23 protein-coding genes and 1 riboswitch are annotated in these 24,529 nt (G+C 68.2%); of the genes, 16 read left to right on the top strand and 7 right to left on the bottom strand.

The features are described 5' to 3' along the window. The first annotated feature begins 82 nt into the window (after nucleotides 1-82). The 8 genes from flhB to metF all read left to right on the top strand — a co-directional run bounded on the left by flhB (nucleotide 83) and on the right by metF (nucleotide 9,687). Nucleotides 83-1,282, top strand: a complete 1,200-nt coding sequence (gene flhB / locus KPB06_RS33250) for a flagellar biosynthesis protein FlhB (protein WP_060310193.1) — start codon at nucleotides 83-85, stop codon at nucleotides 1,280-1,282. Beyond that, complete coding sequence (flhA, locus tag KPB06_RS33245; protein ID WP_275905630.1) at nucleotides 1,279-3,381, top strand: flagellar biosynthesis protein FlhA; 2,103 nt, start codon at nucleotides 1,279-1,281, stop codon at nucleotides 3,379-3,381. Before flhB ends, flhA begins: the two co-directional genes overlap by 4 nt. Then, nucleotides 3,378-5,138, top strand: coding sequence for a flagellar biosynthesis GTPase FlhF (gene flhF / locus KPB06_RS33240; protein WP_275905631.1), 1,761 nt, complete (start codon nucleotides 3,378-3,380; stop codon nucleotides 5,136-5,138). The genes flhA and flhF overlap by 4 nt, the downstream gene beginning before the upstream one ends. Beyond that, on the top strand, nucleotides 5,131-5,949 hold the full coding sequence (locus KPB06_RS33235) for a nucleotide-binding protein (protein WP_059638371.1): 819 nt from the start codon (nucleotides 5,131-5,133) through the stop codon (nucleotides 5,947-5,949). The genes flhF and KPB06_RS33235 overlap by 8 nt, the downstream gene beginning before the upstream one ends. Nucleotides 5,950-5,971: 22 nt before the next feature. Beyond that, nucleotides 5,972-6,706 carry an RNA polymerase sigma factor FliA gene (locus tag KPB06_RS33230; protein ID WP_006484033.1) on the top strand — a complete coding sequence of 245 codons (735 nt, stop codon included), beginning with the start codon at nucleotides 5,972-5,974 and terminating at the stop codon, nucleotides 6,704-6,706. Nucleotides 6,707-6,801: 95 nt separating this feature from the next. After that, nucleotides 6,802-6,920, top strand: a riboswitch (S-adenosyl-L-homocysteine riboswitch). Between the two features lie 32 nt (nucleotides 6,921-6,952). Beyond that, entirely contained in the window at nucleotides 6,953-8,371 is a 1,419-nt protein-coding gene (ahcY, locus tag KPB06_RS33225) for an adenosylhomocysteinase (protein ID WP_104011772.1), read from the top strand. A gap of 97 nt (nucleotides 8,372-8,468) precedes the next feature. Further along, on the top strand, nucleotides 8,469-8,822 hold the full coding sequence (locus tag KPB06_RS33220) for a phage holin family protein (protein WP_011882923.1): 354 nt from the start codon (nucleotides 8,469-8,471) through the stop codon (nucleotides 8,820-8,822). Between the two features lie 34 nt (nucleotides 8,823-8,856). After that, entirely contained in the window at nucleotides 8,857-9,687 is an 831-nt protein-coding gene (gene metF, locus KPB06_RS33215; RefSeq protein WP_059578135.1) for a methylenetetrahydrofolate reductase [NAD(P)H], read from the top strand. A 104-nt stretch (nucleotides 9,688-9,791) separates the two neighbouring features. On the opposite strand, the gene KPB06_RS33210 is transcribed toward metF, so the two are convergent. Together KPB06_RS33210 and KPB06_RS33205 are read right to left on the bottom strand one after the other, a co-directional pair. Continuing rightward, nucleotides 9,792-11,270 carry an amidase gene (locus tag KPB06_RS33210; RefSeq protein WP_104011783.1) on the bottom strand — a complete coding sequence of 493 codons (1,479 nt, stop codon included), beginning with the start codon at nucleotides 11,268-11,270 and terminating at the stop codon, nucleotides 9,792-9,794. Between the two features lie 80 nt (nucleotides 11,271-11,350). Then, nucleotides 11,351-12,043 carry a dienelactone hydrolase family protein gene (locus tag KPB06_RS33205; RefSeq protein WP_059578138.1) on the bottom strand — a complete coding sequence of 231 codons (693 nt, stop codon included), beginning with the start codon at nucleotides 12,041-12,043 and terminating at the stop codon, nucleotides 11,351-11,353. A gap of 221 nt (nucleotides 12,044-12,264) precedes the next feature. Between KPB06_RS33205 and KPB06_RS33200 the strand changes: the two genes are divergently transcribed. Next, on the top strand, nucleotides 12,265-13,347 hold the full coding sequence (locus KPB06_RS33200) for an NAD(P)H-dependent flavin oxidoreductase (protein ID WP_059578142.1): 1,083 nt from the start codon (nucleotides 12,265-12,267) through the stop codon (nucleotides 13,345-13,347). Nucleotides 13,348-13,788: 441 nt separating this feature from the next. Next, a complete protein-coding gene (locus KPB06_RS33195; RefSeq protein ID WP_059578145.1) occupies nucleotides 13,789-14,931 on the top strand; it encodes a branched-chain amino acid ABC transporter substrate-binding protein in 1,143 nt (380 codons plus the stop codon). A 79-nt stretch (nucleotides 14,932-15,010) separates the two neighbouring features. On the opposite strand, the gene KPB06_RS33190 is transcribed toward KPB06_RS33195, so the two are convergent. Beyond that, nucleotides 15,011-16,228, bottom strand: a complete 1,218-nt coding sequence (locus KPB06_RS33190) for an MFS transporter (protein ID WP_124863765.1) — start codon at nucleotides 16,226-16,228, stop codon at nucleotides 15,011-15,013. Nucleotides 16,229-16,467: 239 nt separating this feature from the next. Here KPB06_RS33190 and KPB06_RS33185 point away from each other — a divergent pair, with 239 nt between their 5' ends. From KPB06_RS33185 to KPB06_RS33175, 3 genes are all read left to right on the top strand, one after another. Beyond that, entirely contained in the window at nucleotides 16,468-17,127 is a 660-nt protein-coding gene (locus KPB06_RS33185; RefSeq protein WP_099315955.1) for a HugZ family pyridoxamine 5'-phosphate oxidase, read from the top strand. Nucleotides 17,128-17,481: 354 nt separating this feature from the next. After that, nucleotides 17,482-17,775 (top strand): H-NS histone family protein, encoded by a 294-nt coding sequence (locus KPB06_RS33180; protein ID WP_060008799.1) that lies wholly within the window; start codon nucleotides 17,482-17,484, stop codon nucleotides 17,773-17,775. A gap of 255 nt (nucleotides 17,776-18,030) precedes the next feature. Then, a complete protein-coding gene (locus tag KPB06_RS33175) occupies nucleotides 18,031-19,188 on the top strand; it encodes a cation diffusion facilitator family transporter (RefSeq protein ID WP_060310190.1) in 1,158 nt (385 codons plus the stop codon). Nucleotides 19,189-19,243: 55 nt separating this feature from the next. Here KPB06_RS33175 and KPB06_RS33170 read toward each other — a convergent pair whose 3' ends face one another. From KPB06_RS33170 to KPB06_RS33160, 3 genes are all read right to left on the bottom strand, one after another. Further along, on the bottom strand, nucleotides 19,244-19,714 hold the full coding sequence (locus tag KPB06_RS33170) for an Lrp/AsnC family transcriptional regulator (protein ID WP_006477376.1): 471 nt from the start codon (nucleotides 19,712-19,714) through the stop codon (nucleotides 19,244-19,246). 79 nt (nucleotides 19,715-19,793) lie between these two features. Further along, nucleotides 19,794-20,453 carry a 3'-5' exonuclease family protein gene (locus KPB06_RS33165; protein WP_006483674.1) on the bottom strand — a complete coding sequence of 220 codons (660 nt, stop codon included), beginning with the start codon at nucleotides 20,451-20,453 and terminating at the stop codon, nucleotides 19,794-19,796. Further along, nucleotides 20,450-21,094, bottom strand: a complete 645-nt coding sequence (locus KPB06_RS33160) for an MBL fold metallo-hydrolase (protein WP_059638358.1) — start codon at nucleotides 21,092-21,094, stop codon at nucleotides 20,450-20,452. The genes KPB06_RS33165 and KPB06_RS33160 overlap by 4 nt, the downstream gene beginning before the upstream one ends. Before the next feature lie 652 nt (nucleotides 21,095-21,746). On the opposite strand from KPB06_RS33160, the gene KPB06_RS33155 reads away from it, so the two are divergent. Beyond that, on the top strand, nucleotides 21,747-22,358 hold the full coding sequence (locus KPB06_RS33155; RefSeq protein WP_059578260.1) for a septal ring lytic transglycosylase RlpA family protein: 612 nt from the start codon (nucleotides 21,747-21,749) through the stop codon (nucleotides 22,356-22,358). Between the two features lie 91 nt (nucleotides 22,359-22,449). On the opposite strand, the gene rsmI is transcribed toward KPB06_RS33155, so the two are convergent. Further along, on the bottom strand, nucleotides 22,450-23,337 hold the full coding sequence (rsmI, locus tag KPB06_RS33150; protein WP_226225734.1) for a 16S rRNA (cytidine(1402)-2'-O)-methyltransferase: 888 nt from the start codon (nucleotides 23,335-23,337) through the stop codon (nucleotides 22,450-22,452). Between the two features lie 46 nt (nucleotides 23,338-23,383). Between rsmI and KPB06_RS33145 the strand changes: the two genes are divergently transcribed. Both KPB06_RS33145 and KPB06_RS33140 read left to right on the top strand, forming a co-directional pair. Next, complete coding sequence (locus KPB06_RS33145) at nucleotides 23,384-23,812, top strand: YraN family protein (RefSeq protein WP_275905656.1); 429 nt, start codon at nucleotides 23,384-23,386, stop codon at nucleotides 23,810-23,812. A 126-nt stretch (nucleotides 23,813-23,938) separates the two neighbouring features. Further along, nucleotides 23,939-24,523, top strand: a complete 585-nt coding sequence (locus KPB06_RS33140) for an SIS domain-containing protein (protein WP_275905632.1) — start codon at nucleotides 23,939-23,941, stop codon at nucleotides 24,521-24,523. Nucleotides 24,524-24,529: the final 6 nt, after the last annotated feature.

Raw genomic sequence — 24,529 nt, 5'->3', positions numbered from 1 at the left:
TCGACCGATCGGCGTTTGACGCCTCCATGAATAATCGGTGTCACTGAAAAACGGCATTCCGCCGTACCCGACTGGAGGCCCCGTGGCAGACGAGAGCGATCTCGACAAGACCGAAGCCGCCACTCCCAGGCGCCGCGAGAAGGCGCGCGAGGAGGGGCAGGTCGCGCGTTCGCGCGAACTGGCTTCGTTCGCACTGCTCGCGGCGGGGTTCTACGGCGCATGGCTGTTCGCGGGCCCGTCGGGCGCGCATCTGCAGGCGATGCTGCGCGGCGCGTTCACGTTCGATCGCGCGACCGCGTTCGACACCGACCGGATGCTGTCGGCGGCCGGCAGCGCGAGCCTCGAAGGCTTCGCCGCGCTGCTGCCGCTCCTCGCGCTCACCGGCGTCGCCGCGCTGCTCGCGCCGATGGCGCTGGGCGGCTGGCTGATTTCGCAGAAGACGCTCGAACTGAAGTTCGACCGCCTGAACCCGATCTCGGGGCTCGGCCGGATGTTCTCGATCCAGGGGCCGATCCAGCTCGGGATGTCGATCGCGAAGACGCTGGTCGTCGGCGGAATCGGCGGCGTCGCGATCTGGCGCAGCAAGGACGAACTGCTCGGCCTCGCGACCCAGCCGCTCGGCGCCGCGCTGCCCGATGCGCTGCATCTGGTCGCCGTGTGCTGCGGCACGACGGTCGCCGGGATGCTGGTGGTCGCCGGGCTCGACGTGCCTTACCAACTCTGGCAGTACAACAAGAAGTTGCGCATGACGAAGGAAGAAGTGAAGCGCGAGCATCGCGAGAACGAGGGCGACCCGCACGTGAAGGGGCGGATCCGCCAGCAGCAGCGCGCGATCGCCCGCCGCCGGATGATGGCGGCCGTGCCGAAGGCCGACGTCGTCGTCACGAACCCGACGCACTTCGCGGTCGCGCTGCAATACACGGATGGCGAGATGCGCGCGCCGAAGGTCGTCGCGAAGGGCGTGAACCTCGTCGCCGCGCGCATCCGCGAACTCGCGGCCGAACACAACGTGCCGCTGCTCGAAGCGCCGCCGCTCGCGCGTGCGCTGTATCACAACGTCGAACTCGAGCGCGAGATCCCCGGCTCGCTGTACTCGGCGGTCGCCGAAGTGCTCGCGTGGGTCTACCAGCTCAAGCGCTTCCGTTCGGAAGGCGGCGCGTTCCCGGCGGTGCCGGTCGATCTCGACGTGCCGGCCGAACTCGACAAGGGCGCGTCGGTCGCCGCCGACGACGAACGTGAAGAAGCCGAAGACGCGCTCGGCCAGCAAGGGAACGCAGCATGAGCACCCCGAACACCGGCCTGTTCGCCAAACGCACGAACCCGTTCGCGGGCACCAACCTACGCGCGCTCGCGGGCCCGATCCTCATCTGCATGATCCTGGGGATGATGATCCTGCCGCTGCCGCCGGTGCTGCTGGATCTGCTGTTCACGTTCAACATCGCGCTGTCCGTGATGGTGCTGCTCGTCAGCATGTACACGATGAAGCCGCTCGACTTCGCGGCGTTCCCGAGCGTGCTGCTGTTCTCGACGCTCCTGCGCCTGTCGCTGAACGTCGCGTCGACGCGCGTCGTGCTGCTCGAAGGCCACACCGGGCCGGATGCCGCCGGCCAGGTGATCGAGGCGTTCGGCCACTTCCTCGTCGGCGGCAACTTCGCGGTCGGCATCGTCGTGTTCGTGATCCTGATGATCATCAACTTCATGGTGATCACGAAGGGCGCGGGGCGGATCGCCGAAGTGTCCGCGCGCTTCACGCTCGACGCGATGCCCGGCAAGCAGATGGCGATCGACGCCGACCTGAACGCGGGCCTCATCAACGAGGAACAGGCGCGCAAGCGGCGCCTCGCCGTATCGCAGGAAGCCGAGTTCTACGGGTCGATGGACGGCGCGTCGAAGTTCGTGCGCGGCGACGCGATCGCCGGCCTGATCATCATGGCGATCAACGTGATCGGCGGGCTGATCGTCGGGATGGTCCAGCACGACATGAGCTTCGCCGCGGCCGGCACCAACTACACGCTGCTGACGATCGGCGACGGCCTCGTCGCGCAGATCCCGTCGCTCGTGATCTCGACCGCGGCCGGCGTGATCGTGTCGCGCGTCGCGACCGACGAGGACATCGGCACGCAGATCACCGGCCAGCTGTTCACGAACCCGCGCGTGCTGAACATCACCGGCGCGATCATCGTGCTGATGGGGCTGATCCCCGGGATGCCGCACTTCGCGTTCCTCGCGCTCGGCGCCGGCGCGATCTGGCTCGCGCGCACGCAGACCCGGCGCGCGGCGGCCCGCAAGGCGGCCGGCGACGTCACCGACATCGCGCCGCCCGCCGTGCTGCCGGCCGACAGTCACGAAGCGACCTGGGACGACGTGCAGCTGATCGACCCGCTCGGCCTCGAGGTCGGCTACCGGCTGATCCCGCTCGTCGACAAGAACAGCGACGGCGAGCTGCTCAAGCGCATCAAGAGCATCCGCAAGAAATTCGCGCAGGAAATCGGCTTCCTGCCGCCGGTGATCCATATCCGCGACAACCTCGAACTGCGGCCGAACGCATACCGGATCGCGCTGAAGGGTGTCGAGATCGGCTTCGGCGAAGTGTTCCCGGGCCAGTGGCTCGCGATCAACCCGGGCCAGGTGACGGCCGCGCTGCCGGGCGCCGTCACGCAGGATCCGGCGTTCGGGCTGCCGGCCGTGTGGATCGACGTCGCGATGCGCGAGCAGGCGCAGGTGTACGGCTACACGGTGGTCGACGCGAGCACGGTCGTCGCGACCCACCTGAATCATCTGGTCGTCCAGCATGCGGCCGAGTTGCTCGGCCGCCAGGAAGTGCAGGCGCTCGTCGAGCGCACCGGCAAGGACGCGCCGTCGCTCGTCGAGGACCTCGTGCCGAAGACGATCTCGCTCACCACGCTGCAGAAGGTGCTGCAGAACCTGCTCGAGGAAGGCGTGCCGATCCGCGACATGCGCACGATCCTCGAGGCCGTGTCCGAGCATGCGGGCCGCGGCGACGCGTTCGAGATCACGGCCGCGGTGCGCCTCTCGCTCGGCCGCGCGATCACGCAGCAGTGGTATCCGGGCAACGGCGAAATGCAGGTGATGGGCCTCGACGCGAATCTGGAGCGCGTGCTGTCGCAGGCGCTCGCCACCGGCGCGAACCCGGGCCTCGAGCCCGGCCTCGCGCACAACCTTCTGACCGGCACGCAGCAAGCGATGCTGCGTCAACAGAATCTCGGGCTGCCGCCGGTGCTGCTGGTGCAGCACGCGCTGCGCGCGATGCTCGCGCGTTTCCTGCGCCGCAGCCTGCCGCAATTGAAAGTGCTGTCGTACGCCGAAGTGCCGGACACACGCACGATCAAAGTCGTTAACGTCATCGGGGGTTCCGCTTGAACATTCGCAAATTCACCGGCGCAACGAGCCGCGACGCACTTCGTCTCGTGCGCGAGGCGCTCGGCGCCGACGCGGTCGTGCTGTCGAACCGCACGCTCGATGACGGCAGCGTCGAAATCGTCGCACTCGCCGATTCAGATCTCGCCGCGGTGGCGCCGCCGGCCGCGCGGCCGCGCTTCGCTTCGCCGCGCCTGCCGGAATCCGTGCCGGCCGCCGCCGTGCCGGGCATCGTGTCGCGCCCGGGCATCGCGCCGCGCCCGGCCGTCAATCCGTATGCGGCGGGCGAAGGCGGGCTGCCTGACGTGTTCTCGTCCGTGTTCGGCGCGAGCGCCGACGCGCAAGAGGCTGACATGCATGCTTCGTCGAGCGATGCGGACGCGCCGGCCGCCGCGCCGTCGATCGCCGCGCCGACCGCCGGATCGCCGGCCGCCACTTCCGAACCCGCACCGTGGCTGGTCGAGCACGCGAAGCGCCTGACGCAGCAGCGCGACGCGCTGATCGCCCGTGCGCAGGCGCCGGTCGAGCCGCCGGCAAGCGCGCCGCAGCCCGCGGCCAGCGCGACGCCGCCCGACTGGGCCCGCGACATCGTGCGCGAGGCCGAACGCCGGATGCCGAACGCAGGATCGTCTGCCGCCGGATCGCCTGCCGCCACGAAGCGCACACCCGACACGGGCGCCGCGTACGCGGCGAGGGCGGCGGACCGCACGCGCCTGCCCTCCGACGCGGCCGCCGCGGTGGCCGACGCGGTGAAGTCGCGCATCGAGCGGATCGTCAACGACACCGTGATGCACGAGCTCGGCGAGCTGCGCGGGATGATGGAGGAGCAGTTCGACAGCCTGATGTGGCACGACCGCCAGCGCCGCAGCGCCGTTCACGGCGCGCTGACGAAGCACCTGTTCGCGGCCGGTTTCTCCGCGCAGCTCGTGCGGATGCTGGTCGACAACCTGCCGGCCGGCGACGGCGCGCAGACCTTCGAGCAGGCCGCCGAATGGGCGCAGTCGGTGCTCGCGTCGAACCTGCCGGTGCTCGACAGCGAGGACGCGCTGATGGAGCGCGGCGGCGTGTTCGCGCTGATGGGGCCGACGGGCGTCGGCAAGACGACCACCACCGCGAAGCTGGCCGCGCGCTGCGTGATGCGCTTCGGCGCGAGCAAGGTCGCGCTGCTGACCACCGACAGCTACCGGATCGGCGGCCACGAACAACTGCGCATCTTCGGCAAGATCCTCGGCGTGCCGGTGCACGCGGTGAAGGACGCGGGCGATCTCGCGCTCGCGCTGTCCGAGCTGCGCAACAAGCACATCGTGCTGATCGACACGATCGGCATGAGCCAGCGCGACCGCGCGGTGTCCGACCAGATCGCGATGCTGCACGGCGCGAACGCACCGGTGCAGCGCCTGCTGCTGCTGAACGCGACGAGCCACGGCGACACGCTCAACGAAGTCGTGCAGGCGTACCGCAGCGCGGGCGAGCACCCCGACCTGGCCGGCTGCATCCTGACCAAGCTCGACGAGGCGACCCACCTCGGCGGCGTGCTCGACACGGTGATCCGCTACAAGCTGCCGGTTCACTACGTGTCGACCGGCCAGAAGGTGCCGGAGAACCTGTACGTCGCGTCGACCCGATTCCTGCTGAAGAGCGCGTTCTGCGTGCCGCGCGACGGCTCGCCCTTCGTGCCGCAGGACGACGACATGCCGACGCTGCTCTCCGCACTGACCGCGCGTTCCACCGCCGAGCTGCACGAGGTGCGATTTGGATAAACCGATCATCGATCAGGCCGAAGGGCTGCGCCGCCTGCTGGCCGGGCGCGCGTCGCGCATCGTCGCGGTGACGGGCGGGCCGGCGGGCGTCGGCTGCACGTCGACCGTCGTGAATCTCGCGGCGGCGCTCGCGTCGCTCGGCAAGGACGTGCTCGTCGTCGACGAGCGCGCCGACGTGCGCTCGGCCAGCGCGACGCTCGCCGGCGCGTGGCTGCGCGACGGCGCGCGCACGCGGGTCGCGGCCGGTTTCAGCCTGTGCGCGGCGGCGCGGCTCGCGCGCGCCGGCTACAGCGACGCGCAACTGAGCGACTTCATCGACGGCCCGGCCGACATCGTCCTCGTCGACGCGCAGCTCGGCGCCGACGGGGCGTTCTCGGCGCTCGCGCGCGAAGCGCACGACGTGCTGGTCGTCACGCGGGTCGCCGCGCAGGCGATCACCGAGGCGTATGCGTGCATGAAGCGGCTGCATTTCGCGCACGCGTTCGCGCAGTTCCGCGTGCTGACCAACCAGGTCGGCAGCCACGCGGACGCGAAGGCGGCGTTCGACAACCTCGCGGGCGTCGCGAACCGCTACCTGACCGTGTCGATCGCCGACGCGGGCTGCGTGAGTGCCGATCCGCTCGTCGAGCACGCCCGCGAATTGATGCATGCGGTGGTCGACGCGTTTCCGTCGTCGTCCGCCGCGCGCGACTACCGGCAGATTGCCGCCGACCTGTTGTACTGGCCGATGCGCCCGCGTTCGGGTGCGGGCCGCGCGGTCCACGCCGGCGGCAAGCCGTCGTACGAGGCGGGCGCGGCACACGCCGCGTGAGCGCCACCCGGAGGAGGGAGCCATGATGTACAACGCTCAAGGAAAGATGTCCCAGGCCGACGTGCTCGCGCAATACGCGCCGCTCGTGCGTCGCCTCGGATTGCAGCTCGTCGCGAAAATGCCGGCGAGCGTCGATCTCGACGACCTGATCCAGGCCGGCATGATCGGCCTGATGGACGCGGCGGGCCGCTACAAGGAAGACCAGGGCGCGCAGTTCGAGACCTACGCGACGCAGCGCATCCGCGGCGCGATGCTCGACGAGCTGCGCAGCAACGACTGGCTGCCGCGCAGCCTGCGCAAGACCTCGCGCGAGGTCGAGCACGCGGTGCACCAGGTCGAGCAGCACCTCGGCCGCTCGGCGAGCGAGACCGAGATCGCGCAGCACCTGAACATGCCGCTCGACGAATACCAGGGGATGCTGCAGGACCTGCATGGCAGCCAGCTCATCTACTACGAGGATTTCGATCGCGCGGCCGACGACGAGCCGTTCCTCGACCGCTATCGCGTCGATCACGCCGATCCGCTGTCGGCGCTGCTAGACGAACACCTGCGCGAGGCGCTCGTCGAGGCGATCGAGCGGCTGCCGGAGCGCGAGAAGCTGCTGATGTCGCTGTACTACGAACGGGGTCTGAATCTGCGCGAGATCGGCGCGGTGCTCGAGGTGAGCGAATCGCGCGTGTGCCAGTTGCACAGCCAGGCCGTCGCGCGCCTGCGCGCGCGGCTGCGCGAGCAGGCGTGGGTGGGCGCGGAGTCCTGACCCTCTGCCGACGGCGGCGGCGCGCCGGCGCCGCGCGCTCGCGCCGTATGCGGTGCTTGCGCATTTCGCGCGCCGATTTGCTACAATCCCCTCCGTTTTCCGAGGAGCGTTGCGACGGACCATCCTGCGTCCGCCAGGCTCGGAAGGCTTCACCAAGCAGCCGTGCGACGATTTTTTCGCGCCGGCCCCGCTTCCTGAACGGCGCTCACGTCACCAATCTAGAAACTTTTTAGAAAGGAGGGCGTGATGAACGCCATTATCGATTCCAAGGCTTCCCACGATTACGTCGTCGCCGACATGGCGCTGGCCGGCTGGGGCCGCAAGGAACTCAACATCGCCGAGACCGAAATGCCGGGCCTCGTGCAGATCCGCGACGAATACAAGGCGCAGCAGCCGCTGAAGGGCGCGCGCATTGCCGGTTCGCTGCACATGACGATCCAGACGGGCGTGCTGATCGAGACGCTGAAGGCGCTCGGCGCGGACGTGCGCTGGGCGTCGTGCAACATCTTCTCGACGCAGGACCACGCGGCCGCCGCGATCGTCGAAGCCGGCACGCCGGTGTTCGCGTTCAAGGGCGAGTCGCTCGACGAATACTGGGAGTTCTCGCACCGCATCTTCGAATGGCCGAACGGCGAATTCGCGAACATGATCCTGGACGACGGCGGCGACGCCACGCTGCTGCTGATCCTCGGCTCGAAGGCCGAGAAGGACCGTTCGGTGATCGCGAAGCCGACCAACGAGGAAGAAGTCGCGCTGTACAAGTCGATCGCCGCGCACCTCGACGTCGACGCGAACTGGTACTCGAAGCGCCTCGCGCACATCAAGGGCGTGACGGAAGAAACCACGACCGGCGTGCACCGCCTGTACCAGATGGAAAAGGACGGCCGCCTGCCGTTCCCGGCGTTCAACGTGAACGATTCGGTCACGAAGTCGAAGTTCGACAACCTGTACGGCTGCCGCGAGTCGCTTGTCGACGGCATCAAGCGCGCGACCGACGTGATGATCGCGGGCAAGGTGGCGGTCGTCGCGGGCTACGGCGACGTGGGCAAGGGCTGCGCGCAGTCGCTGCGCGGCCTGGGCGCGACCGTGTGGGTCACCGAAATCGATCCGATCTGCGCGCTGCAGGCGGCGATGGAAGGCTACCGCGTCGTGACGATGCAATACGCGGCGGACAAGGCCGACATCTTCGTGACGGCCACCGGCAACTACCACGTGATCAATCACGATCACATGAAGGCGATGCGTCACAACGCGATCGTCTGCAACATCGGTCACTTCGACTCGGAAATCGACGTCGCGTCGACGCGCCAGTACCAGTGGGAAAACATCAAGCCGCAGGTCGACCACATCATCTTCCCGGACGGCAAGCGCATCATCCTGCTGGCCGAAGGCCGCCTCGTGAACCTCGGCTGCGCGACCGGCCACCCGTCGTTCGTGATGTCGAATTCGTTCGCGAACCAGACGCTCGCGCAGATCGAACTCTTCACGCGCGGCGACCAGTACGAGAACAAGGTCTACGTGCTGCCGAAGCATCTCGATGAAAAGGTCGCGCGCCTGCACCTCGCGCGCATCGGCGCGAACCTGTCGGTGCTGTCGGACGAGCAGGCCGCGTACATCGGCGTGCAGAAGGACGGCCCGTTCAAGCCGAACCACTACCGCTACTGATGCGCTGCCGCCGCCGCGCCGTGCGTGCCCGTCGCGGGCCGCGCGCCGCGGCGGCGCTCACCGATCGTACCGATCGACAACCGAACCGGAGCCCTCCATGAGCGTCATCCTCACCTGGGTCATCAACGCGCTCGCGCTGCTGATCATCACGTACCTCGTGCCGTCGATCCACATCAAGAGCTTCGGCACTGCTTTGATCGTCGCGGTCGTGCTCGGGCTGATCAACACGGTGATCCGGCCGGTGCTGATCCTGCTGACGCTGCCCGTCACGATCGTCACGCTCGGGGTGTTCATCCTCGTCGTGAACGCGCTGTGCTTCTGGTTCGCGTCGTCGCTGCTGAAGGGCTTCGAGGTGTCGGGGTTCTGGTCCGCGTTCTTCGGTTCGATCCTGTACAGCATCGTGTCGTGGCTGCTGTCTGCCCTGATCTTCGGCCAGCGCGACATCGGCTGAGGGCCGGCGGGCGCAGGCCCAACCCCATCGAATCATGAAACCGATCGAACTCTCGTTTGAATTCTTCCCGCCGAAGACGGCGGACGGCGTCGAAAAGCTGCGCGCCACGCGCGCGCAGCTGCTGCCGCTGAAGCCGAAATTCGTCTCCGTGACGTTCGGCGCCGGCGGCTCGACGCAGCAGGGCACGCTCGATACCGTGCTCGACATGCAGAAGGACGGCCTCGAGGCCGCGCCGCACCTGTCGTGCATCGGCTCGTCGCGCGACAGCCTGCGCGCGATCCTCGACCAGTACCGCTCGCACGGCATCCGGCACATCGTCGCGCTGCGCGGCGACCTGCCGTCGGGGATGGGCGCGGTCGGCGAGCTGCGCTATGCGTCGGAGCTCGTCAGCTTCATCCGCGCCGAGCACGGCGACTGGTTCCACATCGAGGTCGCAGGCTACCCGGAGTACCACCCGCAATCGCGCTCGCCGAAGGCCGATCTCGAGAATTTCGCGCGCAAGGTGAAAGCCGGCGCGAATTCCGCGATCACGCAGTACTTCTTCAACGCGGATGCGTATTTCCGCTTCGTCGACGACGCGCGCAAGCTGGGCGTGGACGTGCCGATCGTGCCGGGCATCATGCCGATCACGAACTTCTCGCAGTTGATGCGCTTCTCCGAGATGTGCGGCGCCGAAGTGCCGCGCTGGGTCGCGCGCCGGCTCGAGAGCTTCGGCGACGATCGCGAGTCGATCCGCGCGTTCGGCGCGGACGTCGTCACGGGCCTGTGCCAGCGCCTGATCGACGCGGGCGTGCCGGGGCTGCACTTCTACACGCTGAACGCGGCGGTCGCGACGCGGACGATCTGCGAACGGCTCGCGGTGTAAGCGCCGTCACGCGGTTGCATGCGTGAAAGCCCCGCCGGTTTGCGCCGGCGGGGCTTTTTCATGGTTCATCGAGCAGTGCGACGCGCGGCGCAAACGCGCGCGCGTCAGCGCTGCGCCTGCATCAGCGGCGGGCGGCGGTCGAACCACGGCCGCGCCTGTTCGAGCTGCCGCGCGAGCCGGAGCAGCAACGCGTCGTCGGCGTGGCGCGCGGCGAACTGCACGCCGATCGGCAGCCCGCGCGCGTTCCAGTACAGCGGCACCGACATCGCCGGCTGGCCGGTCAGGTTGAACAGCTCGGTGCAGCCGGCCCACGCGAACGCCTTCTCCGACGACTTCGCGAGCATTTCCTTCAGCAGCGGCTTCACCGGCAGCGCGGCGACGAGCTTCATCTGCGCGGATTCGAACGGCGTCGGCTGCAGTTCGCCGATCTTCACCGGCGGCCCCGCGAGCGACGCGCACAGGATCGCGTCGTAGCGCGACACGAGGCCCGCGACCTGCACGGTGAGCTGGCGCTGCCATTCGAGCACGTCCGCCAGGCGCGTGCGCGCGAGGCGGCGGCCGACCACGGCCATCGCCCACGTCGCGGCCTCGAATTCGCCGCGCCGCGGCGCGCGGCCCGTCAGTTCGCGCGCGCCGAGCACCATGTCCTCGGCGATCGTCGCCCACAGCGTGAGGAAGGTTTCGGCCGCGCGCGCGTAGTCGATCGGCAGCGTCGCCGGCTCGACGTGATGGCCGAGCGATTCGAGCAGCGCGGCCGCGTCGTCGAGCGCCGCGCGCGTGTCGGCCGCGAGCGCCGGCGCGAGCATCGGATCGGCGACGAGGCCGATCCGCAGCGGGCCGGGCGGCGTATCGAGCGCGCCGAGGAAGGTGCCGGGCGCGCCGGGCGGCCGCGTCTGGCCGGTCGTCACGTCGAGCAGCAGCGCACTGTCGCGCACGCTGCGCGACACCGCGTGCTGGACGACGAGTTCGCCGTTCGACGGCAGGTCGACGAGCACCGGATTGCGGCTCGGCTTCAGGCCGAACAGCCCGCAGCACGACGCCGGAATGCGGATCGAGCCGCCGCCGTCGGACGCATGCGCGAGCGGCACGATGCCGGCCGCGACGGCCGCCGCCGCGCCGCCGCTCGAGCCTCCGGGCGTGTGGTCGAGGTTCCACGGGTTGCGGCACGCGCCGAACAGCGCCGGTTCCGTGTACGGCATCTGGCCGATTTCGGACGTGTTGGTCTTGCCGAATATGTTCAGGCCCGCCGCGCGGCTGCGCGCGATCACCGGCGAATCGTCGGCCGGCACGAAGTACCGGTAGTGCCGGCTGCCCATCGACAGCGGCAGCCCGGCGACCGCCGCGCCGAGATCCTTGACGAGATACGGCACGCCCGCGAACGGCGTATCGGCGCCGGGTGCGGGCGCGGCCGCCGCACGCGTGCGCGCGGCTTCGTAGTCGTGCAGCACGATCGCGTTGATCGCACCGTTGACCGCTTCGGCCTGGCCGATCGCGGCGTCGAGCAGTTCGCGCGGGCTGGCCTGGCGGTCGCGCACGAGCGCGGCGAGGCCGATTGCGTCATGCGCGAGATAGTCCGAGTGCATCGCGGTCACCCCCGTTGTGACGCGTGGCGATGGTGCGAGCATAACGCGGGCCCGGCGTGCGGGCCCGCGGCCGTGCCTTTTTAAAGATGCTCGGCGAGGAACGTCAGCGTGCGACCGTGCGCGAGCGCCGCGGCACGCTGGTTGTACGATGCGCGGTCCGTGCAGTTGAAGCCGTGCTCGGCGCCCGGGTACACGTGGAACGACGCGTGGCCGCGGCCGGCGAACGCGGCCTTCACCTGGTCGACGGCGTCGAGCGGAATGCCGTGGTCGTTTTCCGCGTAGTGGAACAGGATCGGCTGCGTGATCTGGCCGGCGAGGTCGAGCGCGTTCTGGATGCCGCCGCCGTAATAGGACACCGCCGCGTCGAGCTTGCCGGTCGCGGCCGCGCGATACGCGAGCTGGCCGCCGAAGCAGTAGCCGATCGCGGCGAGCTTGCCGGCCACTTCGGGACGGGCGCGCAACGCGTCGGCCGCCGCGACGATGTCCGCGACCGCGAGACCCACGTCGGTCTTCTTCAGCAGCTCGATGCCCTTGTCGCGATCCGCGCCCTCGTAGGTCAGCTCGACGCGCGGCTGCGTGCGCCAGAACACGTCGGGCGCGAGCGCGACGAAGCCGTCGGCCGCATACTGGTCGGCGACCGCACGGATGTGCGCGTTCACGCCGAAGATCTCCTGGATGATGATGACGGCAGGCCCCTTGCCGCGCTTGGGCAGTGCGAGATAGCCGCCGAAGCTGTCGTTACCGGTCGGGATGTCGATCCATTGGGCAGTCACGTTCTGAACTCCTGGCGTGCGGGGTGCGGGAGGCGCCCCGGAGTGATAAGAGGCGGCCTAGTGTGCCACCAATCGCCCGCTGCTGCAGCGCACGCGGGCGCTTCTCGCGCAGCGATCGTTTCGATCTCGATTATTCATTTTTCGGCGCCGCGCCGCTTCGATAAAGTCGATGTGCCGGCCTTTACAAAGCGCTTTCGCGCACCGTCATCGAAGGATTCGCCATGTCTGCCCGCTCGTTTTCCACGCCCTTTTCCGAACGCTTCGGCCTGCGTCTGCCGCTCGTGCAGGCGCCGATGGTCGGCGCGACCACGACCGCGATGGTCGCCGCCGCATCGAATGCCGGTGCGCTCGGCAGCCTCGGCGCCGGCGCGCTCGCACCGGAGCGCATCGGGACGGAAGTCGCCGCGATCCGCGCGGCGACCGATCGCCCGTTCGCGATCAACCTGTTCGTCTTGCCCGATGAAGTCGCGCCGGACGCGGCGACCGTCTCGCGCGCACTCGCGGCGATCGACCCGCTGAACGCCGCGCTCGGCCTGCCGCCGGGCACGGCGCCTGCGCGCTACGCGCCCGATTTCCGCGCGCAGCTCGATGCGCTCGTCGCGCTGCGCGTGCCGGTCGCGAGCTTCACGTTCGGCGTGCTCGACGCGGCCGACGTCGCGCGCCTGAAAGCCGCCGGCACCTATGTGATCGGCACCGCGACGCACGTCGCCGAAGGGCTCGCGTGGCGGGCGGCCGGCGCCGACGCGCTGTCCGCGCAGGGCGCCGAGGCGGGCGGCCATCGCGGCACCTTCATCGGTTCGGCCGCCGACGCGCTGATCGGCACGCTCGCGCTCGTCCCGCAGCTCGTCGACGCGACGGGCCTGCCGGTGCTCGCCGCGGGCGGCATCATGGACGGCCGCGGCATCGCCGCCGCGCTCGCGCTCGGCGCGCAGGGCGCCCAGCTCGGCACCGCGTTTCTCACGTGCGCGGAAAGCGCGATCGCAGCCGACTGGAAGGCGCGCCTGCTCGCGAGCGCCGATACGTCGACGCAGGTCACGCGCGCGATCACCGGCCGTCATGCACGCGGGCTGCGCAACACGCTGATGGCGCGGCTCGGCGAGCACGAGGCCGACGCCGCGCCGTATCCGGTGCAGAACGCGCTGACCCAGCCGCTGCGCCAGGCCGCCGCGCGCGCGAACGACGGCGACTATCTGTCGCTGTGGGCCGGCCAGGGCGCGCCGCTCGCGCGGCGGCGCGGCGATGCGCTGACGACGGCGCAACTGGTCGCCGCGCTCGACGTCGAATGGCGCGCATCGGCTGCCTGAACACCGCTTCGGCCGCTTGAACCATTCATGTCATCGGGCGACGAAACGCGCGTGGTGTCACGCGCGTTTCATTCAATGATCCAGGTCACAAAATACCGAATCGAAATGCCTCCGGGAATGGGCTGAAACGACCTTTCGACGGATCGCCGTGAATTAGCGGAAACCCTTATCCGGCGGGGCCTGCAGCGATATTCGAGTCATTTCTCCAAAGCGCCGATATCGGTAGTGTTACCACTACCCCAAAAAAGTCCCACAAATTAATTTGATCACCTACACTTGCGCGCAAGTACGGGCGGGCGGCTGCTAAAAGCGGCTGTTTTCACGTGCTTGAGGCCAAGTGCATGAAGGATGCAACCGGCGAATCGTCCAGTGATTGCAAACACAGGGATGGCAGCGGGGCACCGGGCGATGGCGTTTATTGGGACCGAACTGGAGACTTACATGAATATCAAGATGCAAAAGCTGTTGCCGATCACCGCAGCGGCGATGCTGTGTGCTGCAGCTGCAAGCAACGCGTCCGCCGATCAAGTCGTCAAGATCGGCCACGTCGCGCCGTTGACGGGCGGCATTGCACACCTGGGCAAGGACAACGAAAACGGCGCGCGTCTCGCCGTCGAGGAACTCAACGCGAAGGGTCTCACGATCGGCGGCCAGAAGATCACGCTGCAACTCGACCCGCAGGACGACGCCGCCGACCCGCGGCAGGCGACGCAGGTTGCGCAGAAGCTCGTCGACGACAAGGTCGTCGCGGTGGTCGGCCACCTGAACTCCGGCACGTCGATCCCGGCCTCGAAGATCTACAGCGATGCGGGCATCGTGCAGATCTCGCCGTCGGCGACCAACCCGGCGTACACGCAGCAGGGCTTCAAGACCACGTACCGCGTGGTCGCGACCGATGCGCAGCAGGGCCCGGCACTGGCGAACTACGCGCACTCGAAGGGCATCAAGAGCGTGGCGGTGGTCGACGATTCGACCGCGTACGGCCAGGGTCTCGCGAACGAGTTCGAGAAGAAGGCGAAGGCGCTCGGCCTGAAGGTGATGTCGCATGACGCGACCAACGACAAGGCGGTCGACTTCCGCGCGATTCTGACCAAGATCAAGGGCGAAAACCCGGACGCGATCATGTACGGCGGCATGGACGCCACCGGCGGCCCGTTCGCGAAACAGGCGAAGCAGCTCGGCCTGCGCGCGAAGATCTTCGCGGGCGACGGCGTGTGCACGGAGAAGCTGGCCGACCTGGCCGGCGACGCGACCGACAACATCGTGTGCTCGGAAGCCGGTGCCTCGCTCGAGAAGATGCCGGGCGGCGCGGCGTTCAAGGCGAAGTACGAGAAGCGTTTCGGCCAGCCGATCCAGATCTACGCACCGTTCACGTATGACGCCGTGTACATCATCGCCGACGCGATGAAGCGCGCGAACTCGACGGACCCGGCGAAGATCCTCGCGGCGATGCCGGCGACGAAGTACACGGGCGTGATCGGCACGACGACGTTCGATTCGAAGGGCGACCTGCAGCACGGCGTGATCTCGCTGTACAACTACAAGAGCGGCAAGAAGTCGCTGCTCGACGAAGTGAAGATGTAACGCGGCAAGCGGCCGACAGAAGGGGTGAAAACGCGCATGCGGCAACGCATGCGCGTTTTCTTTTGGGGCCGGCGGGCCGTCAGATCTTCAGGTGCGCGAGCACCCTCGGCGCGACGAGTGCGACGAGCGCCGCGCACAGCGCGACGACCGACAGGCCGACCGTCAGGTTCGCGGCCTGCGCGACCGCGCCGATCACGACCGGACCGAACAGCAGACCGAAATACGCGAGCCCGGCCACGTGCGCGAGCCCTTCGGCCGCGTGGATGCCCTTCACGCGCGCGGCGGCCGCGAACAGCACGGGCATCATGTTGGCCAGCCCGAGGCCCATCAGCGTGAAGCCGGTGAGCACCGCGGCCGGATACGGCAGCAGCAGCGCGCCGATCATCCCCGCGCAGGCGAGCGACGCGCTCGCGAACACGAGCTGCGGCGCGCCGAAACGGGCGCGCACGGCGTCGCCCGCGAAGCGCGCGATGGCCATCCCGCCCGAGAACGCCGCGTACGCGGCGCTCGCGAGCGCGGGGCTCGCCGCGACGACGTCGCGCATGTAGACCGTCGCCCAGTCGTACATCGCGCCTTCGGCGATCAGCGCGATCAGCGCGATGCCGCCGAGCATCCACAACGCAGGCGAGCGCCAGCGGTTGCCGCCGCCGTGCGCGTGCTCGTGATGCGGCACGTGCGGCAGCACGGCAGGGCTCGCGGCCACGAGCACCGCGGCGCTCACCGCCGCCGCGAGCGCGAGATGCGCGACGGGCGCCATGCCGGCCGACAGCAGCGCGCCGCCGGCCGCCGCGCCGGCCATCCCGCCGATGCTGAACATGCCGTGCAGCGACGACATGATCGGCTTGCCGAGCGCGATTTCGACCGCGCTGGCCTCGGCATTCATCGCGACGTCGAGCGTCGCCATCGAGAAGCCGAACAGCGCGAGCACCGCGATCAGCATCCAGTAGTCGGGCACGACGAGGATCAGCGCCGCGCACGCGGCCATCACGAGCCCGCCGGCGAGGCACGCGGTGCGCGAACCGACACGCGCGATCCAGCGCGCGATGGTCAGCATCGCGGCGATCGACCCGCCGGCGACCGCGAACAGCGCGATCGACAGCAGCCCGGGGCTCAGCGCGAACTTGTCGCGCACGGTCGGCACGTGCACGCCCCACGACGCGTACATCATGCCGGCGACGAAGAACAGCGCCATCGACGCCGTGCGCGCGCGCTGGCGGGCCGGCAAGGGCAGCACGCGGTGCGCGTCGGGCGGCGCGGCGAACGGAGACGATGATTCGGGGGAGGAGGATTCGGGCACGGGAAGGCTCGTCAGGGAAATGCGCGGGCGCGGGCGGCGCCGGTCGGATTTGTCCGATTCTATCGAACCGCTTACGATCCTGCCGGGCGCTGGCCGTTCGGCCGAGGCGCGGGCGATCGCGCCATCCCGCGGCGGCGTCCCCGATCGCGCATTGTCCATCCGGCCGATGCGCGGCGCGCGGCGCCCGCGGGTAACATCGAAACCATCCCCGACGCCGCTTTTTCACCGCAGGAGTCCCCTTGAACATCGATCCCGCCCTCGCCTTGCATCTGCTGCACCGTTGCGCGTTCGGCACGCTCGCCACCCATACGCGCGAACCGCAGGGCTTCCCGTATCCGACGGTCGTCCCGTTTGCGCCCGATGCAAGCCATCGGCCCGTGATCCTGGTGAGCGGCCTGGCCGAGCACACGCGCAATCTGGCCGCCGATCCGCGTGCGGGCTTTCTCGTCGTCGATGCAGGCGGCGACGATGTCCTGGGCGCCGAGCGCGCGACGCTGCTGGGCCGGTTCGTGCCGCTCGGCGACGATCCGCACGTCACCGCGCGCTACCGGCGCTACGAGCCGGACGCCGAGCGCTATCTGGCGCTCGGCGATTTCGCGTTCTGGGCGCTCGAGATCGAGCGGCTGCGCCATATCGTCGGGTTCGGGCGAATGGGCTGGGTCGACGGCACGCGTCTCGATACGCTGCCGCCGCTCGCGTTCGACGACGAACAGGCGCTGTGGCATGCCTACGACACGAGCGACGCACGCCGCGACGGGCTCGACCTGCTCGGCGTCGATCGCCATGGCGCGGACTGGCGATGCGACGGCCGCCGCGTGCGTACGCCGTTCGACGCGCCGTTGGCCGATACCGCGGCGTTGCGCGATCGGCTGATTGCCTGCGCCCGGGATGTGACGTGACGTCGCGGGTCAGGATTTGTCCGGTTAGCGAACGGCGTCATGTAGTTTTCGCAAAACTGTCGTCTGATGAAAGCTTTGATTTTTTCGAATGCGGGTAATTGCGTATGTTGATAGACCGAATAGCCAATCGCTAATGTCCTAATCTCTGTACGGGAGCGTGAAAATTTGAGAAAAGGCCGCGGCCGGTCAAAATGACATGGGCGAATTACAATGCGTCTCAGGATTTTCATGAATCTCGCTTCTATCAAATCTTTTTTGTGCTAATCTCTGCCTTCGAAAATCCGAGGCACATATATTTCATGAATGGTGAGCTGGCTGCAGACCGGCGCCATTGGTCAGATAGAAAGGGAAACTATGTCTTCTTACAAGGACCTGCTGGCCCAGCGGGAGAAGCTGGAGAAGCAAATCGAAGAAGCGAAGTCGCGTGAATACGCTGAAGTACTGAATGACGTGAAGCAGAAAATTGCCGACTACGGCTTTTCGCTCGCCGAACTCGGTCTCAGCCGCGCGAAGGCCGGCAAGGTCGGCCGTCCGCGCGCTGGCGTGGCGGCAAAATACCGCGATCCGGAAACGGGTGCGACGTGGTCGGGCCGTGGCAAGCCGCCGCGCTGGATCGCCGGCAAGAACCGCGAACAGTTCACGATTTAAACGTTCGTTCAGGTTGCCCGCTCTTCGAAAGAGCCGCGTATCCGTCGAGGAGCGCGGCTTTTTGTTTTCGGGCTGCCGGCGGCCCGTGTCGGCGCTGTCACGAAAATGTAAGAATCCAGTGTGAATGAAAATGCGACACGTTCGCATAAGCGATTGATTTAAATGGGAAATTTGTGGGTATTGGAAGGGCGTGCGGCGCGTCTTTGATAGAATTGCGTATCGCACACCGATGCGCACACCGATATCTCATATTTCATGTCCACGTTTTCCGGCGACGCGCAGAGCGCAGATAAGCACGCCGTTGCGCGCAAGAGCACGCTCGTCAGTATTGTGCTGAATGTCGTACTTGCGACATTTCAGATCGTCGTCGGCGTGATTGCGCATTCGCAGGCATTGATTGCCGACGGCGTGCATTCGATTTCCGATTTGATCTCGGATTTTGTCGTGCTGGTTGCGAATCGGCACAGCGGCGCGTCGCCCGATGCCGACCACAATTACGGCCATAGCCGCTACGAGACGGTCGCGTCGCTGTTTCTCGGCGCGATCCTGATTGCGGTCGGTATCGGCATGCTCTGGCGCGCCGGCGACCGGCTCGTTAATCTCGAAAATATTCCGGCCGTGCATTTTTCCGCGCTGATCGTTGCGCTGACGGTGCTCGTGTCGAAGGAAGCGCTGTTTCGCTACATGCTGCGCGAAGCGCGGCGCGTGCGCTCGGCGATGCTCGTCGCGAACGCATGGCATGCGCGTTCGGATGCCGCGTCGTCGCTCGTCGTCGCGATCGGCATCGTCGGCAGTCTGGCCGGCGTGCGGCTGCTCGACCCGATCGCGGCGGCGATCGTCGGCTTCATGGTCGCGCGCATGGGCTGGACGTTCGGCTATGACGCGTTGCAGGACCTCTCCGACCGCGCGCTCGATACGGCCGACACGGCCGAGATTCGCGCGCTGCTCGTCGCGACGCCCGGCGTGCGCGACGTGCACGACCTGCGCACGCGCAAGATGGGCGATGCCGCGCTAGTCGATGCGCACATCCTCGTCGATCCGAAGATCTCCGTCTCCGAAGGCCATTACATCGCCGAGACCGCGCGTGCGCGCGTGCTGTCCGACCCGCGCGTGCTCGATGCGCTGATCCATGTCGACCCGGAGAACGACGCGGCGCGGCGCCCGGCGCTCGCGCTGCCGCCGCGCGGCGAGCTTGCGGCGCGGCTCGAGGCCGCGCTCGCGCAGCGCGGGCTGCGTGCGGCGGCGATCAACCTGCATTACCTGAGTACGGGGCTCGAGGTCGACGTGACGCTCGACAGCGACCCGCGCGACACCGACGCGGCGCTGGCCGGCCGGCTCGACGTCGAGACGCTGAAGCGCGAGTTCGGCGCGCGCCGGATCAGCTTCACGCGCACGCTGCCCGCGCCGACGTGACCGGCAGGTAGCCCGCGACCGCGGACGCGGCCCGCCGCAGCGGCAGGGCCGCGCGTTACAGCGGCAATTGCGTGTCGAACTTGATTTCGCGCAGCACGACGCTCGTGCGCACCTGCGACACGGCCGGGATCTTGAAGATGCGCTCGTGGAGGAACACGTCGTAGGCCTTGATGTCCGGCGCGACGATCTTGAGGATGTAATCGGCTTCGCCGGTCGTGCTGTAGCACTCGGTGACTTCCGGGCAGGTCGCGATCTCGCGTTCGAACTGCTCGACGCCGCCCTCGTTGTGGCGCGTCAGGTGCACGTGCGCGAGCGCGCAGACGTGCAGGCCGAGCTTCTCGCGATCGAGCAGCGCCGTGTAGCGCTGGATCACGCCCGACTGTTCCATGTCCTTGATGCGGCGCCAGCACGGCGTGCTCGACAGCCCGACCTGGTCGGAGATTTCCTGAACGGAACGGCGCGCGTCGAGCTGCAACAGGCGAAGGATTTTTTGCGAAAAGGAATCGAGCGTCACCTGCGCCTCCATGCGGCAGCTACAACACGCTGAATGTTAGAGGGCCGGGAAAGGAAAGGCAATCTGGCGACGCGTCGCTGAGCGAGATTCGCTAATTTGCTCGCGGATCCGTGGGATTTTGTCCCGCCCCCGCGCTTTCCGACCGGTCGGTATCCGACACCGCGAGGCCCGCCAGCGCGGCCTGCTGCCGGCGCAGGTCGGCGAGCATGTTGCAGAACAGCGCGCCTTGCTCGATCGCGTCGTCGAGCGCGACGTGCGTGTGCGGATGGTCGTCGAACCAGTGCTTCGGAAAGCGCGGCTTGATCGCCTTGCGGTACGGCAGGCCCGTCATCGCGAACGCGAGCGTCTTGATGTCGAGCGCCGACCACGAGAACGGGCAGCGCCCCGCGAAGCGCATCATGTACCAGAACATGAACGTGAAGTCGAAGCCGGCCGGCATCGCGACGAACACCGGCTTGCCGGGCAGCGCCTCGACCCATTCGACGTAGGCGACCAGCGCCGCCTCGGGCGTCTGCAGATCGCGCCGGCACGCGGCCCAGGCTTCCGGCTCGGTCTTCCACCACGCTTCCTGCACCGGGTGCGCGTGCGCGCCGGGCAGCGTCTCGAGGTTCGCCGAGAACGTCGCGATCAGCTGCTTGTCCTCGGTATAGGCGGCCGACGCGAAGCTCAGCATCGAGTGCGGGCCGGGAATCGGGCCGTCGGCCTCGACGTCGGTGCTGACGTAAATTTCCGGGATGGCGGTCTGGTTCATCCGAATACCTTGTCGGACACGAACGGGTTCGTGCGGCGCTCGTCGCCGAACGTCGACACGGGGCCGTGGCCGGGCACGAACGTGACGTCGTCGCCGAGCGGCCACAGCTTTTCCTTGATCGAACGGACGAGATCCTCGTGATTGCCGCGCGGGAAATCGGTTCGGCCGATCGAGCCCGCGAACAGCACGTCGCCGACGATCGCGACGCGATGCGCGCGGCTGAAGAACACCACGTGGCCGGGCGTGTGGCCCGGGCAGTGATAGACCTCGAGCGTTTCGTCGCCGAACTGCACGGTGTCGCCGTCGTTCAGCCACCGGTCGGGTTCGAAGCTGTCGGCGGCCGGAAAGCCGAAGCGCTCGCTCTGCGTCGGCAGCTTCTCGATCCAGAAGCGCTCTTCTTCCTGCGGCCCCTCGATCGGCACGCCGTAGCGCGTCGCGAGCGTCTTGGCGCCCGCGCAGTGATCGATGTGCCCGTGCGTGAGCAGCACCTTGTCGACCTGCACGTTCTGCCGCGCGATTTCCTGTTCGATCCGGTCGAGATCGCCGCCTGGATCGACGACGGCGGCGCGGCCCGTCTTCTCGCAGACGAGCAGCGAGCAATTCTGCTGGAACGGCGTGACCGGAATGAGCGTGACTTTCATGGAGGCACCGGCGGCTAAAAGGAGCGATTGTACCGGTCGCGCGCGCGGCCTGCCGTGCGTGCGACGCGCCCCGAGGTGCACGCATCAGGGCATTCCCGGAGCATGCCGATTGTTACAGCCATAGCGAGAATCAATGGTCCGCCGGGGACCCTTTTCGAGACAAGGTTTTGATTTATGTATAATGCGCCCCATTGCGCGTGAATTTCACGCCATTCGCTGGTGTTTCGGCCCCGTTAAACGAGGCATCCGATTCACCGTCAAGCATCGGCCGCCGGGGAGTCCGGCGGTGTATCCAGCACCGAACATTCGGTGCTCACGTCTTGTCCGGCCGGGCGCTGCGCGCCCGCCTGCGGCCTTGCTGCCGCGCCGCCGGATGAGGCCTGTGCCGCCGTTCCTGTGCGTTGGTCGTATCGACGCGCGCGAACGTGGAGCCATGTTCGATGGCGGCATGTGGGGTCTGGTCAGGCTGTTGGGGACAGGTTGCGCCAGACGTGAAAACTAATCAGGACGGTTGCGGCCCAGACGAACGCCGCGCCCATGCTAGCCGCCTGCTCGCATTCGAGCGGGGCGTGCACGCATTTGCCGTCCGGGCCGCATCGCGTTGTGAAGCAGCGTTGTATCGATGCGGCCCGAACCAGAAGGCGACACGTCGATGAATTTACGTTTTCCGAGCCGATTCGGAACCATTGCATTGTTTTTTGCGCTGACGGGCTGTGCGGTGCCACCCAGCCAGACCACCGGCAGCGTGAACCCGAAGCGGGCGGTCGACAAGACGGCCGCTGCCGCGAAGGCGGACGACGACAAGCAGCCGCTCAATTTCGATTCCGCGCTGGCATCGATGCCGGCCGCCGACAGCAAGGACGCGAAGAAGTCGTCGCTGGCCGACGCCGAGCCGATCGACGGCAAGGATGTATCCGATTTCCGCCAGAGCGGCCGCGCATCGTGGTACGGGCGCGATTTCCACGGCCGCCGCACCGCGAACGGCGAGCGCTTCAACATGAACGCGTTCACCGCCGCGCACCGCACGCTGCCGCTGTCGTCGTACATCAAGGTGACGAACGCATCGACCGGCAAGTGGGTCGTCGTGAAGGTCAACGATCGCGGGCCGTTCAAGCGCGGCCGCGTGCTCGACCTGTCGTATGCGGCGGCCAAGGTGATCGGCCTCGTGCACGCCGGCACGGGCCGCGTGAAGATCGAAGGGCTGTCGCCGCAAGAAGCGCGCGAGGCGCGCGACGAAATGTTCGCGTCGATCTCGGCGAAATAACGCGGCGATCCCGTCCGGAGAATCCACCGCTCATGCACAAAGGGCTGCCTTCCGGCAGCCCTTTGTACTTTTCGCGCGGCGGCGGCGCGCGTCAGTCTTCCCTGCCTTCCTTCAGCACCAGCGCACGCGCATACAGCGTGTTGCGCGATGCGCCCGTCAGCGCGGCCGCGAGCCGGGCCGCGCTCTTCACCGGCACCTCGTCCAGCAGCAGCCTGAGCAGCGCGTCGTGCGCGGTGTCGTCCGCTTCGCCGCTTGCCGCCGGCGCGCCTTCGACGACCAGCACGAACTCGCCGCGCTGGCGGTTCGCATCGCCGGCGAGCCAGCTCTGTCCTTCGGCCAGGGTGCCCTGGAACAACTGCTCGTGTAGCTTGGTGAGCTCGCGCGCGATCAGCAGCCGGCGCGCGGGGCCGAACGCGTCGGCGAGCGCGGCGACGGTTTCGGCGATCCGGTGCGGCGCTTCGTAGAACACCAGCGCGTACGGGTGCGACGCCAGCGCCTGCAGCGCGGTCGCGCGCTGTTTGGCCTTCGGCGGCAGGAAGCCCGCGAACGTGAACGCGCCGGCCCAGTCGCCGGCCACGCTCAGCGCGGTCACGGCCGCGCTCGCGCCGGGCAGCGGAACCACTGCGAAGCCGGCCGCGCGCACGGCGTCGACGAGCCGCGCGCCGGGGTCGGAGATGCCCGGCGTGCCGGCGTCCGACACATAGGCCACGCGTTCGCCGCCACGCAGCAGTTCGATCACGCGCTGCGCGGCTTCGCGTTCGTTGTGCTCGTGCACGGCCACGAGCGGTTTCGAGATCCCGTAGCGGGCGAGCAACTGGCCCGTGTTGCGGGTGTCTTCGGCCGCGATGCGGTCGGCGAGGCCGAGCACGTGCAGCGCGCGCAGCGTGATGTCGGCCGTATTGCCGATCGGCGTGGCGACCACGTAGAGCGCGGCGTCCGGGTAGTGCTGCGTATGCGCGAGTTCGAGGAGGGCAGTCATGGCAGGCAATGCACGCAATCGCGGCACGAACGGAACAAGGACGGCATTGTGCCACGCGGCGCCGGCCCGGCCGGACGGCGCGCGCGGCCGGCCGCCTTCGGGCGACAACTTTTCCGGCGCGACGCGATCCAAACCGGTCGGCGCGGCGTTCGAGCAGCGCGCGCGGCAGTTTCTCGAGCGTCATGGTCTCGCGTTCGTCGCCGCCAATGTGACGATGCGCGGCGGCGAGCTCGATCTCGTGATGCGCGAGCCCGACGGCATGCTCGTGTTCGTCGAGGTGCGCGCGCGGCGCAGCACCCGGCATGGCGGCGCGGCCGCGAGCGTCGGCTGGCGCAAGCGGCGGCGCCTGGTCGCGGCCGCGCTGCAGTTCTGGTCGCGGCACGGCGCCGGCGCCGCGTGCCGTTTCGACGTCGTCGCGTTCGAGGCCGGCCGGCTTGCGTGGCTGCGCGATGCATTTCGTACCGACGATGCGTAGCCGCGAGCTGTGACGAGATGTAAAGAGTTCTTGCCGGACCGCCGGAGAGGGCGCCGGAGTACGGTAAACTCGCCGCACCCACGATGTCGCGCGAGTTGTGCCGCGCGCCCAGTTCACCAGGAATCGATGTCAGTCGAACGTATTCAGCAACAATTTCGCGACAGCGCCGCGCTTCACGCCGAAGCGGCCGACGCGCTGTCGCTGCCGATCGCAGCCGCGGTCGATGCGATGTTCGCCGCACTGGCGAACGGCAACAAGATCGTCGCGTGCGGCGACGGCCCGTCGGCCGCCGCCGCGCAGTACCTCGCCGCGTCGCTCGTCGGCGGTTTCGAGCGTGAGCGTCCGGGCCTGCCCGCGATCGCGCTGGCCACCGACGCGTCGCAGGCCGGCCTCGCGGGCGTGGCGGCCGCCGAGCAGTTGTTCGCGCAGCAGGTGCGCGCGCTGGGCCAGACGGGCGACATCCTGCTGGTGCTCGATGCGGGCGGCGCATCGCCGCGCGTGCTCGCGGCGATCGGCGAGGCGCACGAGCGCGAGATGACCGTCGTCGCGTTGACGGGCGGCAACGACCACACGGTGGCGGCCGCGCTGTCCGACACCGATATTCCGATCAGCGTGCCCGCCGTTCGCGCGGCGCGCATCCACGAAGTCCATCTGCTGACCATCCACTGCCTGTGCGACGGCATCGACGCGATGCTGCTGGGTGAGGATTGAACGAAG

The organism is Burkholderia semiarida (assembly GCF_029268935.1).
In the GTDB taxonomy this organism is placed as follows: Bacteria; Pseudomonadota; Gammaproteobacteria; order Burkholderiales; family Burkholderiaceae; genus Burkholderia; species Burkholderia semiarida.
The sequence above is the reverse complement of the archived record's forward strand: the minus strand, read 5'-3'. Positions and strand labels throughout refer to the sequence as shown.

What these genes read in the sequence shown, in the direction of transcription:
- flhA (WP_275905630.1), top strand. Translation starts at nt 1,279, where the DNA reads ATGAGCACCCCGAACACCGGCCTGTTCGCCAAACGCACGAACCCGTTC.
- KPB06_RS33230 (WP_006484033.1), top strand. Translation starts at nt 5,972, where the DNA reads ATGATGTACAACGCTCAAGGAAAGATGTCCCAGGCCGACGTGCTCGCG.
- ahcY (WP_104011772.1), top strand. Translation starts at nt 6,953, where the DNA reads ATGAACGCCATTATCGATTCCAAGGCTTCCCACGATTACGTCGTCGCC.
- KPB06_RS33220 (WP_011882923.1), top strand. Translation starts at nt 8,469, where the DNA reads ATGAGCGTCATCCTCACCTGGGTCATCAACGCGCTCGCGCTGCTGATC.
- metF (WP_059578135.1), top strand. Translation starts at nt 8,857, where the DNA reads ATGAAACCGATCGAACTCTCGTTTGAATTCTTCCCGCCGAAGACGGCG.
- KPB06_RS33210 (WP_104011783.1), bottom strand. Translation starts at nt 11,270, where the DNA reads ATGCACTCGGACTATCTCGCGCATGACGCAATCGGCCTCGCCGCGCTC.
- KPB06_RS33200 (WP_059578142.1), top strand. Translation starts at nt 12,265, where the DNA reads ATGTCTGCCCGCTCGTTTTCCACGCCCTTTTCCGAACGCTTCGGCCTG.
- KPB06_RS33195 (WP_059578145.1), top strand. Translation starts at nt 13,789, where the DNA reads ATGAATATCAAGATGCAAAAGCTGTTGCCGATCACCGCAGCGGCGATG.
- KPB06_RS33180 (WP_060008799.1), top strand. Translation starts at nt 17,482, where the DNA reads ATGTCTTCTTACAAGGACCTGCTGGCCCAGCGGGAGAAGCTGGAGAAG.
- KPB06_RS33175 (WP_060310190.1), top strand. Translation starts at nt 18,031, where the DNA reads ATGTCCACGTTTTCCGGCGACGCGCAGAGCGCAGATAAGCACGCCGTT.
- KPB06_RS33170 (WP_006477376.1), bottom strand. Translation starts at nt 19,714, where the DNA reads ATGGAGGCGCAGGTGACGCTCGATTCCTTTTCGCAAAAAATCCTTCGC.
- KPB06_RS33165 (WP_006483674.1), bottom strand. Translation starts at nt 20,453, where the DNA reads ATGAACCAGACCGCCATCCCGGAAATTTACGTCAGCACCGACGTCGAG.
- KPB06_RS33160 (WP_059638358.1), bottom strand. Translation starts at nt 21,094, where the DNA reads ATGAAAGTCACGCTCATTCCGGTCACGCCGTTCCAGCAGAATTGCTCG.
- KPB06_RS33155 (WP_059578260.1), top strand. Translation starts at nt 21,747, where the DNA reads ATGAATTTACGTTTTCCGAGCCGATTCGGAACCATTGCATTGTTTTTT.
- rsmI (WP_226225734.1), bottom strand. Translation starts at nt 23,337, where the DNA reads ATGACTGCCCTCCTCGAACTCGCGCATACGCAGCACTACCCGGACGCC.
- KPB06_RS33140 (WP_275905632.1), top strand. Translation starts at nt 23,939, where the DNA reads ATGTCAGTCGAACGTATTCAGCAACAATTTCGCGACAGCGCCGCGCTT.